Origin of the sequence: Nocardioides lijunqiniae, from assembly GCF_015024225.1 — a bacterium.
Classification (GTDB): domain Bacteria; phylum Actinomycetota; class Actinomycetes; order Propionibacteriales; family Nocardioidaceae; genus Nocardioides; species Nocardioides lijunqiniae.
Genome location: NZ_JACJGM010000058.1, coordinates 1 through 16,180 on the forward strand (window position 1 = coordinate 1; position 16,180 = coordinate 16,180).

General features: G+C 73.3%; 13 protein-coding genes. 5 read left to right on the forward strand and 8 right to left on the reverse strand.

The genetic code is table 11. The features are described 5' to 3' along the window. The coding region (locus IRQ30_RS22395; RefSeq protein ID WP_227467987.1) for a hypothetical protein at positions 1 to 632 on the reverse strand (632 nt) is incomplete at its 3' end. Positions 633 to 646: 14 nt separating this feature from the next. Then, on the reverse strand, positions 647 to 2,290 hold the full coding sequence (locus IRQ30_RS22400) for a prenyltransferase/squalene oxidase repeat-containing protein (RefSeq protein ID WP_193615049.1): 1,644 nt from the start codon (positions 2,288 to 2,290) through the stop codon (positions 647 to 649). 324 nt (positions 2,291 to 2,614) lie between these two features. Between IRQ30_RS22400 and IRQ30_RS22405 the strand changes: the two genes are divergently transcribed. Next, on the forward strand, positions 2,615 to 4,714 hold the full coding sequence (locus IRQ30_RS22405) for an acyltransferase family protein (RefSeq protein WP_193615050.1): 2,100 nt from the start codon (positions 2,615 to 2,617) through the stop codon (positions 4,712 to 4,714). 17 nt (positions 4,715 to 4,731) lie between these two features. On the opposite strand, the gene IRQ30_RS22410 is transcribed toward IRQ30_RS22405, so the two are convergent. Then, the gene (locus tag IRQ30_RS22410) at positions 4,732 to 5,670 is read right to left on the reverse strand and encodes a CPBP family intramembrane glutamic endopeptidase (protein WP_193615051.1); all 939 of its coding nucleotides are present in this window, start codon (positions 5,668 to 5,670) and stop codon (positions 4,732 to 4,734) included. Positions 5,671 to 5,799: 129 nt separating this feature from the next. On the opposite strand from IRQ30_RS22410, the gene IRQ30_RS22415 reads away from it, so the two are divergent. Next, a complete protein-coding gene (locus IRQ30_RS22415; protein ID WP_193615052.1) occupies positions 5,800 to 6,954 on the forward strand; it encodes a sensor histidine kinase in 1,155 nt (384 codons plus the stop codon). After that, entirely contained in the window at positions 6,951 to 7,583 is a 633-nt protein-coding gene (locus tag IRQ30_RS22420; RefSeq protein WP_338089829.1) for a response regulator transcription factor, read from the forward strand. Before IRQ30_RS22415 ends, IRQ30_RS22420 begins: the two co-directional genes overlap by 4 nt. 100 nt (positions 7,584 to 7,683) lie before the next feature. On the opposite strand, the gene gatB is transcribed toward IRQ30_RS22420, so the two are convergent. Genes gatB through ligA form a run of 4 tightly spaced genes read right to left on the reverse strand, consistent with a single transcriptional unit; the run spans position 7,684 to position 13,187 of the window. Next, positions 7,684 to 9,177 (reverse strand): Asp-tRNA(Asn)/Glu-tRNA(Gln) amidotransferase subunit GatB, encoded by a 1,494-nt coding sequence (gatB, locus tag IRQ30_RS22425; RefSeq protein WP_193615054.1) that lies wholly within the window; start codon positions 9,175 to 9,177, stop codon positions 7,684 to 7,686. Beyond that, positions 9,177 to 10,697 carry an Asp-tRNA(Asn)/Glu-tRNA(Gln) amidotransferase subunit GatA gene (gene gatA / locus IRQ30_RS22430; RefSeq protein WP_193615055.1) on the reverse strand — a complete coding sequence of 507 codons (1,521 nt, stop codon included), beginning with the start codon at positions 10,695 to 10,697 and terminating at the stop codon, positions 9,177 to 9,179. The genes gatB and gatA overlap by 1 nt, the downstream gene beginning before the upstream one ends. Then, positions 10,694 to 10,993, reverse strand: a complete 300-nt coding sequence (gene gatC / locus IRQ30_RS22435; protein WP_134738447.1) for an Asp-tRNA(Asn)/Glu-tRNA(Gln) amidotransferase subunit GatC — start codon at positions 10,991 to 10,993, stop codon at positions 10,694 to 10,696. Before gatC ends, gatA begins: the two co-directional genes overlap by 4 nt. A gap of 34 nt (positions 10,994 to 11,027) precedes the next feature. Next, on the reverse strand, positions 11,028 to 13,187 hold the full coding sequence (ligA, locus tag IRQ30_RS22440) for an NAD-dependent DNA ligase LigA (RefSeq protein ID WP_193615056.1): 2,160 nt from the start codon (positions 13,185 to 13,187) through the stop codon (positions 11,028 to 11,030). Positions 13,188 to 13,396: 209 nt separating this feature from the next. Here ligA and IRQ30_RS22445 point away from each other — a divergent pair, with 209 nt between their 5' ends. Continuing rightward, positions 13,397 to 14,098, forward strand: coding sequence for a TetR/AcrR family transcriptional regulator (locus IRQ30_RS22445; protein ID WP_193615057.1), 702 nt, complete (start codon positions 13,397 to 13,399; stop codon positions 14,096 to 14,098). Then, on the forward strand, positions 14,095 to 15,702 hold the full coding sequence (locus IRQ30_RS22450) for an MFS transporter (RefSeq protein ID WP_193615058.1): 1,608 nt from the start codon (positions 14,095 to 14,097) through the stop codon (positions 15,700 to 15,702). Before IRQ30_RS22445 ends, IRQ30_RS22450 begins: the two co-directional genes overlap by 4 nt. Positions 15,703 to 16,054: 352 nt before the next feature. Here the strand turns inward: IRQ30_RS22450 and IRQ30_RS22455 are convergent. After that, the coding region (locus IRQ30_RS22455) for an integrase core domain-containing protein (RefSeq protein WP_193615059.1) at positions 16,055 to 16,180 on the reverse strand (126 nt) is incomplete at its 5' end.

Genomic DNA, 16,180 nt, shown 5'->3' on the forward strand with positions numbered 1-16,180 from the left:
GAGGCCGACGGGCCGGGCGCGTTCGTGGCGCCCCCGCCCTGGCCGCCCGCCGTACCGCCACCGGAGGACTGGCCCGCACCGCCACCGTTGCCGGCGCTGCCACCGCCGTTGCCGCCGCCGTTGCCGCCACCGCCGGAGCCACCGGGGCTCGGCGCGGGCGCCGGGGAGGGGGCGACCGCGTGCTTGGCCGGGTCGAAGCGGGGCTTCGGGGAGCCGTCGACGGCGTCCCAGGCGAAGGCGACGTAGCCGCCGTTGGGGACCGTCAGGGAGTCGATGCCCTGCGAGGCGTAGACCCAGCCACCGCCGCGGCCGTCGGCCCACCACAGGCCCCAGTAGGAGCTCGCCGGGGGCGTCGTGGCGCAGGACCGCTCCGGCACCCCGGAGACCCGGCACACGAAGCCCGGGGTGTCGGCGACATCGGTCAGGGCGACGCCCGCCGCTCCGAAGAGCCTGCGGGCGTCTCCCCCACTGCCGACGCAGCCGGACTGGACGCCACCGCCGTTGAGGCCGGCGAAGTCCACGACCACGGTCACGCCGCTGCTGCTCGAGCACCCGGCCGCCTGGACGGGCGCGCTGGAGGGCCACACCAGCACAGCCCCGGCCAGGGCGGCCGCAGCGACGAGTCGGGACACGAGGCGCAGCATGATCAGCGGGTGACCCGGAACTTCTTGGCGTTGGACCGGGTCGCCGCGAACTCGCCGCGCACGGAGACCGTGGCCTTGCCGAGCTTGCCGGAGACCTTGAAGCGGCCGACGAAGGCGCCCTTCGCGGTCGCCTTGCCGCCGGCGACCTTCCGGCCGCGGAAGACGATCGTCACGCGCTCGCCTGCGGCGAGACCGGAGACCCGGACGACCTGCTTCCTGCCCCGGTCGACCGCGCTCTTCAGGCTGAAGGGCAGCTTCTTGCGCGCCAGCGTGCGGAGCGCGGTGGCGCCCACGGACGCGGTGCCGTCGACGACCCGGAACGGCGTGGTCGCCGTGCGAGCCGGTGCGGTGACGCGGAAGGTGGCCACGCCCGCGACGGACGCGACGGCGCGCTGCGACCTGGTGCCGACGGTGCCGCAGACGGCGTTGCCCGGCGCGAGGTTGCGCACCGTGACGGTCTGGACCGACCCGGCCCGCACGTAGGACGTGACGCCCGAGACCACCGGGGTGCCGGCGGCGGCAGGCGCGTAGGTGAGCGCCGGGAGGGCCTGGACCGTGGCGCGCTGCCAGCGACCGAGGGCGGCGTCGCCGATCCCGCCGACGCCGGCGGCGAGGTCCTGGTCGTTCAGGGCGATGGCGCCCAGGTCGTCGGCGGCGTAGGCGGCACAGGTGCCGTCGTTGGAGGCCTGGTGCGCGCGGACCCACGTGGCGGTCTTCGCGGCGGGGGCGTCCTGGCCGGTGAGGCCGAGGGCCCAGCCGGCCATGCCGGTGCTGTTGGCGTTGGGCGTGCCGGCGGCGCCGTTGTCGGTGAAGCCGCCGTCGGGGCGCTGCACGGAGGCGAGCCACTGGGTCGCGCTCGTGACCGCGGCCTGGGCCGCGGCGGTGTCCACCCGGTCCAGGGCGAGGACGGCGAGGGCGGTGCCGTCGACGCTGGGGCGGCTGTTGGTGGTGGCCGCGCAGGTCTGGGCGACCTCCTCGGCGGGCAGGTCCTCCTGGAAGGACCCGTCGGCGCACTGCAGGCCGACCAGGTAGGTCGAGGCGCTCAGCGCCTCGGGGCTGGAGGCGTCCGCGAGGCCGCGCACGGCGAAGGCCTGACCGAAGAGGTTGGTGAAGCCGCTGACGGTCGACACTCCGTCCCGCGTCTGCGGGGAGACGGCGCGACCGGCGAGCGCGCCGGAGTCGGGGACGACGCCCTCGAGCTTGGCGACGAGGTCGACGCCGTCGACGTCGGTGGGGTCGATCTCGGCCGTCTGCAGGGAGACGAGCGCCTTGCCGAGGCTGCCGGCGGCGACGCCCTCGATCAGGGGCGTGGTCGCGCACGGCGGCGACTCCACGAACGCCGGGTCGTCGCAGTAGGCGTAGTCGGTGTAGGCGGTGAGGTTGTCCGCGACGCCGGCGCCGATCGCGTCGGCCTCGGCGTCGTGTCCGCCGACGAAGTCGAGCGCCAGCTGCTGGTCGATGGTGTTGCCGGTGGCGAAGCCGTAGACCGGGGCCACCTCGGCGAGGTAGGCCGCGCCGGCCTGGGCGGGCGCGAGGTCGGGCTCGGCGGCGTACGACGGCGCCGAGGGCAGCGCGGCGACGGTGGCCAGCGCGAGGGCCGGCGTGGCCAGGAGGGCTGCCGCGCGCCGGAAGACGGGGTTGTTCATGGGGTTCCTCTCCGCTGCACGCAGCGGAGGCGTCCGGGCCGTTTGCCCGGGGGGCGCCACCGCTGCTGGTCCGCGACAGCGAGTGATCAGGACGCGTCACCCCAGGTGCTCCGGCTCGCGCCCCGGTCTCGGAAGAACGGGGTGCCTACGGTTGCGGGTCAGCGCCGGACTCGGACCGGCTTTCCCTGGTGTGGGCGTGATGAGTGTCCGGGCGGCACCCTACCAACGCCACGCCGTAGCGCCGTTTCGTCGCGTCCCCGGCTCGGCCGCGGGCGTCGCGCATGATTGCTCGATGCCCGCGGCTCCGCACTACCCTTGCGCGTCGTGACTGCCGCCACCGGTGACGCCGTGACCCACGCGCCCCGCGCCGGCTTCCGTCCCGACATCGAGGGCCTGCGCGCGGTGGCCGTGCTGTCGGTGCTGATCTACCACGCCGGGCTGGCGTGGGTGCCCGGCGGCTACGTGGGCGTCGACGTCTTCTTCGTCATCTCCGGCTTCCTCATCACCTCGCTCATGGTGCGCGAGGTGGAGCGCACCGGCCGGCTCAGCCTGGTCGGCTTCTGGGCCCGACGGGCGCGGCGGCTGCTGCCCGCGAGCACCCTGGTGCTGGTCTTCAGCGCGGTCGTCGCGCTGGTGTGCCTGCCGGTCAACACCCGCAAGGAGTTCGGCGGCGACATCGTCGCCGCCGCCGGCTACGTCGTGAACTGGCGGCTGGGTCTGCGGGCCGTGGACTACCTCGCCGAGAACGTCGGCGCCTCCCCCGTGCAGCACTACTGGTCGCTCGCCGTCGAGGAGCAGTTCTACGTCGTCTGGCCGCTTCTGATCGCGGCCCTGGTGGCGCTGTTCCGCGCCCGCTGGCGCGCGGCGCTGCTGGTCGGCATCGCGGTGGTCACCGTGGCGTCGTTCGTCTTCACGCTGTCCTACGCCGTCGAGCAGCCGGGCCTGGCGTTCTTCGTCTCCACCACCCGGGTCTGGGAGCTCGGCGTGGGCGCGCTCCTGGCGCTGGCCCTGCCCACCCTGGTCCTGCTGCCCTCGGCGGCCCGCGGGGTCCTCGGCTGGCTCGGCCTCGCGACGGTCGTCTTCGCCGCGCTCACCCTGGACGAGACGACCAGCTGGCCGGGCGTGGCCACGCTGCTGCCCGTGCTCGGCACGGCCGCCGCGATCCTCGCCGGCGGCGGCGTCGCGGCCTCGTGGGGCGTGGGGCGGCTGCTGGGCGTGCGGCCGGCGGTGTGGGTCGGCGGGCTCTCCTACTCCCTCTACCTGTGGCACTGGCCGTTCCTGGTCGCGGCGGAGGGCCTGTGGGGCGAGCTGCGGGTGCGCGACGGCCTGCTGGTCGTCGCGGCGTCCGCCGTGCCGGCCTGGCTGTCCTACCGCTACGTCGAGGACCCGCTGCGGCGGGCGCCTCGCCTGGCGCTCCCCCGCCCGGCGCTGGTGGCGGGCGCCGGGTCGATGGCGGTGTCCGCCGTGGCCGGGCTGGCCCTGGTGGCGTCGTTCGGGCTCGTCGACACCGTCGAGCAGGCCACCCCCGACGAGGCCATCGGCGCGGCGGCGCTGAGCGACCCCCGCTACGCCGACACGGACTGGGCGGCCATCAGGAGCGTCGATCGGCTGCGCCCCTCCCCTCTCGACGCCTACCGGGACCTCCCCGAGATCTACCGCGGCTCGACCCCCTGCGTCGTCGGCCGCTACGTCGAGGGCTTCGAGACCTGCGAGTTCGGCGACCCGGACGCCGAGCGCACCATCGCGCTCGTCGGCGACTCCAAGGCCGCGCAGTGGTTCGCACCCGTCAGGGAGATCGCCGAGGGCGAGGGCTGGCGCCTCGTCGTGGTCTCCAAGAACGGCTGCGCGTTCGCGGACGTCACCCGGCTCGCGGAGGGTCAGCGCAACCCCTCGTGCGACGCCTGGTCGCCGTGGGCCATGGAGACCGTCGAGGAGCTGGCGCCCGACGTGGTGCTCACCGTCAGCACCTTCCGCGACGCCCTTCCCCCCGACGACACCTCGTCGACCGACCAGCAGCACGCGCCGATGGTCGACGGCCTGGTCACGTACTGGGAGCGGGTCCTGGCGACCGGCGCCACGCTCGTCCCCCTCCTCGACACCCCCGCGCCCCTCAACGGCACCATCCCCGACTGCGTGCAGGACCACCCCGACGACCTCACGCAGTGCGCCGGACCGAGGAAGAAGGGCGTGCGCATCTCGGGAGCGCCGACCCAGCGCGAGGCGGCGGCGCGGGTGCCCGACGCCCGCATCGTCGACATGACGCCGATCCTGTGCCCCGGCGGCGAGCGGTGCCCGGCCGTGATCGGCAACGTGCTGGTCTACCGCGGCGGCGACCACATCACCGACACGTACGCCGAGACCGCGAGGGCGGCGCTGGCCCGCAGGCTCGCGAAGGCGACCGACGGTCGGCTCGGTCGCGGCTGAGCGCCCGACGGCGAGCGTCAGCGGGCGGACAGCCGCTCCCACGGCTGGTCCACGCTGCTGCCGTACGTGACTCCGGGTGGTGTCTCGGCGCTGGGCGTGTCGGCCCACGACCGCACCACCCAGGCGTAGACGCCCATCAGGCTCAGCGAGCAGATGAGCCCGGCCGTGGTCCCCTCGGTGGCGTCGAGCTCGACGAGCCCGATGCTGCCGAGGGCGAACAGCACCCCGTTGACGGCGACGTGCAGACCGATCGCAGCCTCGAGCCCTCCGGTGCGCCAGGTCAGCCAGCCCGCCACGAGCCCGAAGGCGGCGACGTCGATCGTGCCGAGGGTGCCGTAGTCGTGGCCCACCGCGAAGAGCGGCACCGGCAGCACGATCGCCCACGCCGGGTGACGAGCCCAGGCACCGATCGTCTGCATCAGGAGGCCGCGGAAGACGTACTCCTCCGCGGCTGCCTGCAGGGGCACGACGAGCAGGGCCAGGGCCAGGAGAGGCAGGGTCGAGCCATCCACTGCCGCGTGCGTCCAGCGGCGGTCGAGAGCGGCCGACACGAGGACCGCCGGCACCGTGAGGAGCACTGCGAGCCGCAGGCACCGCACGAGCAGCCTGCCCCGCAGGTGCCCGTCCACCGAGGACAGGGTGCCGATCGGTCGGCCTCCGAGCAGACGCACCGCGAGCAGCGTCGCGGGCAGCATCAGGGCGATCATCGCCAGCATGAGCGCCATCGTCAGCGGGTCGGACACGTCGGTGGCGGTGAGGGCCTGGTCGAGCGGTGCCTCCAGCGCGGGGACGGCGACGGCGAGCAGGACCAGAGGCACCACCAGCAGCACCGCTGAGGTGAGGAAGAGGACCGTGGCGAGCACCAGTACGGCGAGTGCCCGCCACCGGCGGCGCCGTGGGACGAGCCGGGCCTGGAGGTGGTAGCCGGGTCGGGAGTGGGAGTCGGTCGGGGTCATGGCTCCACCGTGGCGGCGCTCACGGGGGCCGGGCATCGGCCCGGCGGCTGCGGCTCGCGGGCGAAGGTGTGGTCCGCCTCAGCCTTTCGGTCGATCTGCGCACGTTCGGCTGCGCCTAGGCTCGTGCTCATGCAGCGGCAGCCCGGGTCCGGCGACTCCCGTCCCTTGGTCGCCGGCCGGTGGTCGCGCCGCCTGATGGTCGCCACCTGCTCCGGTGTGGGCGTGCTCGCCGCGCTGGTGACGATGGGCGAGGCGCTGGACCGGCCGGACCCGCCGTCGGACGACCTGATGGCCCTCTGGCTGCTCGCGGAGGTCGCTGCCGCACTCGTCGCGGTCCCGTTGCTGATCTGGGTCCTGGGTCGACGCTCCGTGGTCGCCGGTGTGGCGCTCGCCCTGGTGGCCCCTCTCGGGGCGGCGGCGCCGGCCGCGGTGCTCGCCCTGGTGATGCTGGTGTCGCTGAGGTCGTGGCGGACCGGGGTCCTGGTCGTCGCCGCGTTCGTGGCCTCCACCGGGACGTGGCTCCTCGTCCTGGAGGGCGACGAGGCGCGCGGGCTGCTGGTGGTGCTGGCCGTGGTGACCGCCCTGCTCGTGCTGGTGGGGGTCGTCGTGGGGGCCAGGCGGGCGCTGGCCGAGCAGGCCACGCGCGAGCAGGCGCTGGTGGTCGAGCAGGCCCGTAGCCAGGAGCGCACCCGCATCGCGGGCGAGATGCACGACACGCTCAGCCACCACCTCAGCCTCATCGCGCTGCACGCGGGCGCCCTGGGTCGCCGGGTCGACCTTCCTCCCGAGACCGTGCGCTCGAGCAGCCGCCTGGTCGCCGACCTGTCACGCACCGCCCACAGCGAGCTGCGCGAGGTGCTCGGCGTCCTGCACCAGGGACCGCAGTCCACCGTGCCGCCCCTGGGGGCCTCGAGCCTCCCGGACCTGGTCGACCAGCACCGGGCGGCCGGCGCGCTGGTCCGGGCCGATCTCGACCCGGCCGTGGTGCGGCACGACGGCCGACTGTCCGAGGCCACCTCGCGGCTGCTGGCGCGGGCGGTGCGGGAGCTGCTGGCCAACGCCGCTCGGCACGCCGCAGGCTCGCCCGTCGACCTCGCCGTGACCGCTCATGCCGGCGGCGTCGTGCTCATCTGCCGCAACCGGACGGTCGGGCCCGAGCGCGTGGCGAGCGCGACCGGTCTGGGCCTGGAGGGCATCGCTGAGCGAGTGCGCCTGGCCGGCGGCCGCTACGAGGCCGGCGTGGCGGACGACCACTTCGTCGTGCGGGTGTCCGTGCCTTGGTGAGGGTGCTGATCGTCGACGACGAGCCGCTGGTGCGAGCCGGCCTGCGACTCGTGCTCGACCCTGCTCGGGGCATCGAGATCGTCGGAGAGGCGGCCGACGGCCCCGCCGGGGTGCGAGCGGTGCGGCGGCTCGCACCCGACGTCGTGCTGATGGACGTCCGGATGCCGGGTGGCGACGGGATCGAGGCCGTCCGGGCGATCCGCGCGGCCGGGCTGGCCTGCCGGGTGGTGATGCTGACGGCGTTCGACACCGACGAGTTCGTCCTCGAGGCCCTGCGGGCGGGCGCCGACGGCTTCCTGCTCAAGAGCGAGGACCCCGACCTGATCGAGCAGGCCGTCCTCGGGACCGAGGACGGCGCCGCGATGATGTCCGCGGCCGCGCTGCAGCGGCTGGTCGGTCTCGCGACCCTGCCGGCGGTGCCCCTCGGAGCGCCCTCGGGGGTGACGGTGCGCGAGTGGGACGTCGCCCGGCTCGTGGCGCTGGGCCGGTCCAACGCCGAGATCTCCGCCGCGCTGCACCTCAGCCTGGCGACCGTCAAGACGCACCTGGGCAGCCTCTTCGCCAAGCTCGGTCTCGACAACCGGGTGCAGCTCGCGATCCTCGTGCTCGACCGAGAGCCGCGCGCCTGAGCAGCCGCACCGACGCCAGGGCCTGGCCGTTGGCGCCGGCCGCGACGAGCACTCCCCCCGCACCTGGGCCGGCGGCGCACACCGTGGCGCCGGGGCTGGATCAGGTGAGCTTCTCCAGCACCAGCTCGCGGACCCGGGCCGCGTCGGCCTGGCCGCGCATCTCCTTCATCACCGCACCGATGAGCGCGCCGGCGGCGGCCACCTTGCCGTCCCGGATCTTGTCGGCCACGTCCGGGTTGGCGGCGATGGCGGCGTCCACCGCGGCACCCAGCGCACCGTCGTCGGAGACCACCGCGAGGCCGCGGGCGGCCACGATCTCCTCGGGGGTCCCCTCGCCGGCGATCAGGCCGTCGAACACCTGGCGGGCCAGCTTGTCGTTGACGGTTCCGGCGTCGACGAGCGTCTGCACCGCCGCGACCTGCGCCGGGCTGACGCCGAGGTCGACCACGTCGACGCCCGCGTCGTTGGCACGGCGGGCGAGCTCGGAGCTCCACCACTTGCGCGCGGCCTGCGGGGAGGCGCCGGCGGCGACGGTCTCCTCGATGGGCACGAGCACGCCCGAGGCGACGACGTCGCGCATCTCGAGGTCGGTGTAGCCCCAGTCGGCCTGGAGCCGGGCACGGCGCTCGACGGGGTTCTCCGGCAGGGTGCCGCGCAGCTCCTCGACCCACTCGCGGCTGGGCGCCACGGGCACCAGGTCGGGCTCGGGGAAGTAGCGGTAGTCGTCGGCGTCGGACTTGGCGCGACCGGCGGTGGTCACGCCGGTGTCCTCGTGCCAGTGGCGCGTCTCCTGGAAGATCGAGCCGCCGGCGTCCAGCACCGCCGCGTGACGCTGCATCTCGTAGCGCACGGCCCGCTCGACCGAGCGGAAGGAGTTGACGTTCTTGGTCTCGGTGCGGGTGCCGAGGCCGCCGGTGCCCTGGGGGGCGAGCGACAGGTTGACGTCGGCGCGCAGGTTGCCCTGGTCCATGCGGGCCTCGGAGACGCCGAGGGCCACGATCAGGTGGCGCAGCTGGCTGACGTAGGCGCGCGCGACGGCGGGGGCCTTGGCGCCCGCGCCCATGATCGGCTTGGTGACGATCTCGATCAGGGGGATGCCGGCGCGGTTGTAGTCGACGAGGGAGTAGTCGGCGCCGTGGATGCGACCGGTGGCGCCGCCGACGTGCAGCGACTTGCCGGTGTCCTCCTCCATGTGGGCGCGCTCGATCTCCACGCGGAAGGTCTCACCCTCGACCTCGACGTCGATCCAGCCCTCGAAGCAGATGGGCTCGTCGTACTGGGAGGTCTGGAAGTTCTTCGGCATGTCCGGGTAGAAGTAGTTCTTCCGGGCGAAGCGGCACCACTCGGCGATCTCGCAGTTGAGCGCCAGCCCGATCCGGATGGCCGACTCGACGGCCTTGCCGTTGACGACCGGCATCGCGCCGGGCAGGCCCAGGCACGTCGGGCACACCTGGGTGTTGGGCTCGCCGCCGAACACCGCCGGGCAGCCGCAGAACATCTTGGTGTGGGTGTTGAGCTCGACGTGGACCTCGAGGCCCAGCGCCGGGTCGTACGCCGCCAGGACGTCGTCCCACGGGACGAGGGTGTCGGTCATCAGGATGCTCCGTTCAGGGAGGGGGCACGGTCGAGCAGCGGGCCGCCCCACTGGTCGGCGAGCAGCGTCTCGAGGGCGGCACCCACGCGGTAGACGCGGTCGTCGGCCATCGTCGGCGCGAGGATCTGGACGCCCACCGGCAGCCCGTCCTCGTCTGCGAGGCCGCCGGGCACCGAGATGCCGGGCACGCCGGAGAGGTTGGCGGGGATGGTCGCGAGGTCGTTGAGGTACATCGCGATCGGGTCGTCGAGCTTCTCCCCGAGCTTGAACGCCGTGGTCGGCGCCGTGGGCGAGATCAGCACGTCGGCCTTCTCGAACGCCGCGTCGAAGTCGCGCGAGATCAGCGTGCGGACCTTCTGGGCCTGGCCGTAGTAGGCGTCGTAGTAGCCGCTGGACAGGGCGTAGGTGCCGAGGATGATCCGGCGCTTCACCTCGTCGCCGAAGCCGGCGTCGCGGGTGGCGCGCATGACGTCCTCGGCGCTGGGGCTCTGGACGCCCTCGGGCAGCACCCGCAGGCCGTAGCGCATCGCGTCGAACTTCGCGAGGTTGCTGGACGCCTCGGCCGGCAGGATCAGGTAGTAGGTGGCGAGCGCGTGGACGAACGTCGGGCAGGACACCTCGACGACCTCGGCGCCGGCGCCGACCATCAGGTCGACGGCCTCCTGGAAGCGCGCCTGCACGCCGTCCTGGTAGCCCTCGCCGCCGAGCTCCTTGACCACGCCGACGCGGACGCCGGTCAGGTCGCCGGTCGCGCCGCGGCGCACCGCGTCGGTGAGGTCGGGCACCGACTGGGTGATCGACGTGGAGTCGCGCGGGTCGTGGCCGCCGATGACCTCGTGCAGCAGCGCGGCGTCCATCACCGTGCGGGTGACGGGGCCGACCTGGTCGAGGGAGTTGGCCAGGGCCACGAGGCCGTAGCGCGAGACCGAGCCGTAGGTCGGCTTGACCCCCACGGTGCCGGTGACGGCGCCGGGCTGGCGGATCGAGCCGCCGGTGTCGGTGCCGAGCGCGAGCGGGGCCTCGAAGGCGGCCACGGCCGCGGCCGAGCCGCCGCCGGAGCCGCCGGGGATCCGGTCGAGGTCCCAGGGGTTGTGGGTGGGCCCGTAGGCGGAGTGCTCGGTGGAGGAGCCCATCGCGAACTCGTCCATGTTGGTCTTGCCCAGGATCGGCATCCCGGCGTCGCGGAGCCGGCGTACGACGGTCGCGTCGTAGGGCGGCACCCAGCCCTCGAGGATCTTGGACCCGCACGTGGTGGGCAGACCCTCGGTGGCAAGCACGTCCTTGACCGCGATCGGGACTCCGTCGAGCGCGGAGCTCGGGCCGCCCGCGGCGCGGCGGGCGTCGGACTCGGCGGCCTGGGCGAGCGCGCCCTCGGCGTCGACGTGCAGGAACGCGTGGACGGCGCCGTCGACCTGCCCGATGCGGTCGAGGTGGGCCTGGGTGATCTCCACCGAGGTGGTCTCCCCCGCGGCCAGCGCGTCGGCCAGCTGGGCGGCGGTCTTGCGGATCAGGTCGCTCACTGCTCGTCCCCCAGGATCCGCGGGACCATGAAGCGCTGCTGGTCGCTCGCCGGGGCGCCGGACAGCGCCTGCTCGGCGGTGAGGCTCGGCGTGACGACGTCCTCCCGGAAGACGTTGGTCAGCGGCATCGGGTGCGAGGTGGGCGGCACGTCGTCGCCCGCGACCCCGCTGATCGAGGCCACCGACTCGAGGATGACCGACAGCTGCGGGGCGAGGTGGTCGAGCTCGGCGTCGTCGAGGTCGATCCGGGCGAGGTCGGCGAGGTGCGCCACCTCGTCCCTGGAGATTTCAGGCATGGGGCAATCCTAGGGTGGCCGCCCGCCCGGCCCGTCACCCGTCGGAGGCGTCCGCGGCAGGCGGGGCCGGCGGGCCCTCGGCGAGCAGCTGCTTGAAGCCGTCCTCGTCGAGGATCGGCACCTTGAGCTGCTCGGCCTTGTCGGCCTTGGAGCCGGCGTTGTCGCCGACGACGACGTAGTCGGTCTTCTTCGAGACCGAGCCGGACGCCTTGCCGCCGCGGCTCAGGATCGCCTCCTTGGCGGAGTCGCGGCTGAAGTCGACGAGCGAGCCGGTCACCACGATGCTCAGGCCTTCGAGCGTGCGGTCGACCGAGGCGTCGCGCTCGTCCTCCATGGTGACCCCGGCGGCCTCCCACGTGTCGACGATCTCGCGGTGCCAGCCGACGGAGAACCACTCGATGACGGCCTCGGCGATCGTGGGGCCGACGCCCTCGGCGGCGGCCAGCTCGGCCTCGGACGCGCCGCGGATGGCGGCCATCGAGCCGAACTCCTGGGCCAGCGCGCGGGCGGCGGTGGGCCCGACGTGGCGGATGGAGAGCGCGACCAGGACCCGCCACAGCGGGACGCCGAGGGCCTTGCCGAGGTTGTCGAGCAGGCGGCGGCCGTTGGCCGAGAGGACGCGGCCCTCGACGGCGCCGTCCAGCTCGGTCTTCTTGGCGGCGCGGGTGAAGAGGTCGGTGCGGAGCAGGCGGTCCTCGTCGAGGTCGAACACGTCGCCCTCGTTGCCGATGACCTCCGCCTCGAGCAGCGCCGTCGCCGCCTCGTAGCCGAGGCCCTCGATGTCGAAGGCGCCGCGGCCGGCGACGTGGAAGACGCGCTCGCGCACCTGGGCGGGGCAGAACTGGTGGTTGGGGCAGCGCAGGTCCTTGTCGCCCTCCTTCTGCTCGGCGAGCGGCGTGCCGCAGGTGGGGCACTCGGTGGGCATCACCCACTCGGGCAGCCCGTCGGGGCGCAGCGCGAGCACCGGCCCGAGGATCTCGGGGATCACGTCCCCGGCCTTGCGCAGGATGACGGTGTCGCCGGGGCGGACGTCCTTGCGCTTGACCTCGTGGGCGTTGTGGAGGGTGGCGTTCTCCACCGTGGATCCGGCGACCAGGGTCGGCACCATCACGCCGTAGGGGGTCGCGCGGCCGGTGCGGCCGACGTTGACGCGGATGTCGAGGAGCTCGGCGTTGACCTCCTCCGGCGGGTACTTGAACGCGATCGCCCACCGCGGCGCGCGGCTCGTGGAGCCGAGCCGCCGCTGAAGCGACACGTCGTCGACCTTCACCACGACGCCGTCGATCTCGTAGGGGACGATCGTGTGGCGGTGCTCGCCGGCGTGGGTGATGTAGCCCTGGACGTCCTCGAGCGTGGGCAGGACCTCGACCTGCTCGGAGATGGGCAGGCCCCACTCGCGCAGGGCGTCGTAGGCCATCGACTGCGCCGTCGGCTCGAAGCCCCGCCGGGCGCCGATGCCGTGACAGACCATGCCCAGCGCACGGGTGGCGGTGACGCGGGGGTCCTTCTGGCGCAGGGAGCCTGCAGCGGCGTTGCGCGGGTTGGCGAACATCGCCTTGCCGACCTCGGCCATGGAGGCATTGAGCCGGTCGAAGGCGTCGCGCGGCAGGAAGACCTCGCCGCGCACCTCGACCAGGTCGGGCACGGGGTACGTCGCCGACCTGGCCAGCCGGTGCGGGATGGCGTCGATCGTCTTGACGTTGGGGGTGACGTCCTCGCCGGTGCGGCCGTCACCCCGGGTCAGGGCGCGGACCAGCCGGCCCTTCTCGTAGAGCAGGTTGATGGCCAGGCCGTCCACCTTGAGCTCGCACAGCAGGTCCGGCGACTCGATGCCGTCGCGCGCCAGCCGGGCGTGCCAGGTCTCGAGCTCCTCGAAGGAGAAGGCGTTGTCGAGGCTCTCCATGCGCTCGAGGTGGTCGACGGCGGTGAACTCCGTCGACACCGCTCCCCCGACCTTCTGCGTCGGGGAGTCGGGCGTGCGCAGGTCCGGGAACTCCTCCTCGAGCTCCTCCAGGCGGCGCATCCGGTGGTCGAAGTCGGCGTCCGACAGCGTCGGGTCGTCGAGGACGTAGTAGCGCCAGCGAGCGTCCTCGGCCTCCTCGGTCAGGCGCTGGTGCTCGTCGCGGGCCTCGGGGGTCGCCGGGCCCACGGGGCTGGCGGGCTGCTGAGGCTGCTCGTCGGCGGCGTCGCTCATGGGCACATCCTGCCGCCTCGCGCCGACACCGCGCACACCCCTCCGGGCCAGGTCGGCGGCGGGCCCGCCCCGGCCCGTGCGGAAGTGTTCACCGGCCCGAAAAGAAAAATGGCTTGGTCGGGAATGGGTCGCCTGCCTACGCTGTTCGGCATGAAACGGAACCGTTTCGTTTCATCCAGTAACGGTCGTCACACCGGAGGGAGAGCCGCATGACCAGCACCGATCATGACACCAGCACCTCCAGCGACGTTGCCCACGACACCGGGGCCGACACGGTGCCCGACGCTGTGCCCGACGCTGGGGCTCCTCACCAGCGACCCCGCGTCGAGGGCGACCGCGAGCAGCAGATCCTCGACGCCGCGCTCGAGGCGCTCGCCGAGGTCGGCTACGACCGCCTGACCATGGACGCCGTGGCGACCCGGGCCCGGGCCTCCAAGGCGACCCTCTACCGCCGGTGGAACGACAAGGCGAGCCTCGTCATCGACGCCCTGGTGTCGATGAAGGAGGAGTTCTCCACGCCCGACACCGGCAGCCTGCGGGAGGACCTCATCGCGTCCTTCTGCGGCATGGGCGGGGTGACCGACCCCCGACAGATCGCGATCTTCGCGAGCGTCCTCACCGCGATCAGCCGCGACGCCCAGTTCGCGGACAAGTTCCGCAGCGACTTCATCGGCCCGAAGGCGGCGCTCAGCCGCGTCGTCTACGAGCGGGCCCAGGCCCGCGGCGAGATCGGGCCCGACCTCGACATCGACCTCTTCGCCCCGGCCATCCCGGGGATCGTGCTCCAACGCCTCTTCATGCTCGGCGAGATCCCCGACGCCGACCTCGTCACCCGCGTCATCGACCAGATCATCCTGCCCGCCGCCACCTGTGGCGTGCAGTCCGTGCCCGTTCAGAAAGAAGAATCATGACCGACGTACAAGTCCCCGAGAGTCACGCCTCGGAGCCGCTCGCGGAGCGCAAGCTCCACCTGGGGTGGGCGCTCGTGCTCATCTCGATGGCGCAGCTGATGGTGGTCCTCGACGCCTCCATCGCCAACATCGCCCTGCCGTTCATCGGCGACGACCTCAACATCGCCCAGGCCAACCTCACCTGGATCGTCACCGGCTACGCCCTGGCGTTCGGTGGCCTGCTGCTGCTCGGTGGCCGACTGGGTGACCTCTACGGACGTCGTCGCGTCTTCATGGTCGGCCTGATCATCTTCGCGGTCGCCTCCTTCATCGGCGGCCTCGCGCAGAACGAGGCCATGCTGCTCGCCTCCCGTGGCCTCCAGGGCCTCGGCGCCGCGCTCGCCTCCCCCGCCGCCCTGGCGCTGATCACGACCACCTTCCCGGCCGGTCCGGCCCGCAACCGTGCCTTCGCGGTCTACGCCGCCATGTCCGGTGCCGGCGCGGCCGTCGGCCTGATCCTCGGTGGCTGGCTCACCGGCCTCGACCCGATCCTCGACCTCGAGGGCTGGCGCTGGACCTTCCTGATCAACGTCCCGATCGGCCTGATCGCCGCCTTCCTGTCGCCGCGCTTCCTCAACGAGTCCGAGTCGCACCCGGGCTGGCTCGACGTGCCCGGCGCCATCACCGGCACCCTCGGCCTGCTCGGCCTGGTCTACGGCTTCAGCCGCGCCGGCGAGGAGGCACACGGTTGGGGCGACACCTGGACGATCGCCTCGCTCGCCGCCGGCGTCGTGCTGCTCACGGTCTTCGCGTTCATCGAGTCGCGGGTCAAGCACCCGTTGCTGCCCGTCCGGGTCTTCGCCAACCGCACCCGCGCCACCAGCTTCCTGGTGATGGCGCTCGTGCCGGCCGCGATGTTCGCGATGTTCTACTTCCTGAGCCTCTTCATCCAGCTCGTGGTGGGCTACAGCCCGCTGCGCACGGGCTTCGCGTTCCTGCCGTTCTCCGTCGGCATCGTGATCGGCGCGGGCCTCTCGTCCAACCTGGTCAACCGGGTCAACCCGCGCTACATCGCCGGCATCGGCACGCTGATGGCCGCCGCCGCGCTCGTGGGCTTCTCGTTGCTCGACGTGCCCTCCAGCACCGAGGCGCTCCTGAACGTCGCCCAGGGCGGGGGTGCGCTCGGCCAGGACGTGAACTACTGGGCGTCGATCTTCCCCTACATCATGCTGATGTCGGTCGGCATGGGCATGGTCTTCGTGCCGCTCACGCTGACCGCGGTGCACCACCTGCGCGCCGAGGACTCCGGCATCGGCTCGGGCGTCCTCAACACGATGCAGCAGGTCGGCGGCGCGCTCGGCCTGGCGATCCTGGGCACCGTCTCGCTGCACTACGCCGACGGCACCAAGACCGACCTGGCACGCGACCTGGTCTCCTCGGGCCTGCCCCCGGAGGCGGCGGGCCGACTGGCCTTCGTCGGCTCGTTCACCGAGGGCGCCACGGCGGCCTTCCTGGTCGGCGCGGTCCTGATCGCGCTCGGCTCGGCGGCCATCTGGGCCTTCCTCAACGTCAAGCACGAGGAGCTCGCCACGGACGGCCCCGAGGGCGGCGTCCACGTCGGCTGACCCCGACCCGCACCACCGGCTGAATCGACGGCCCGGTCGCCCCGCACGGGGTGGCCGGGCCGTCGGCCATGTCGGTCTCGGTCGGGGCAACCCGTCTTCGGCCTGCGCGCCGCTGTGGTTGCGTGGTGAGCAGCTATCGGGAGAGCAGATGCCCGGTTGCGGCTGCGTCCGGCTCGCGGTGGTCGGGATTGTCGGCAGTTCGGGCTTCGCGCGGAGGCTGCCCCGCTCACGGTTGCCCTGGGGCCGGCGAACTGCCGACGCTGAGTGTCGGTGGTCGCACCACCAGTCATACCAGCCCCAGCAGGGGTGCCCTCGGAACGAGTGACAGGCGGCGGGGGTTGAGGAAGGCGCGCTAGCTGTGATGTCCAGCCAGGTTGTTCAACCGGGTGATGGGTGTTGCCCGGCCGATTGCTGAGTGGGGCCGGTGGTGGTTGTACTCGTGAATCCATGATGGCAGGGCGGCGAGTCGGGCGGACTC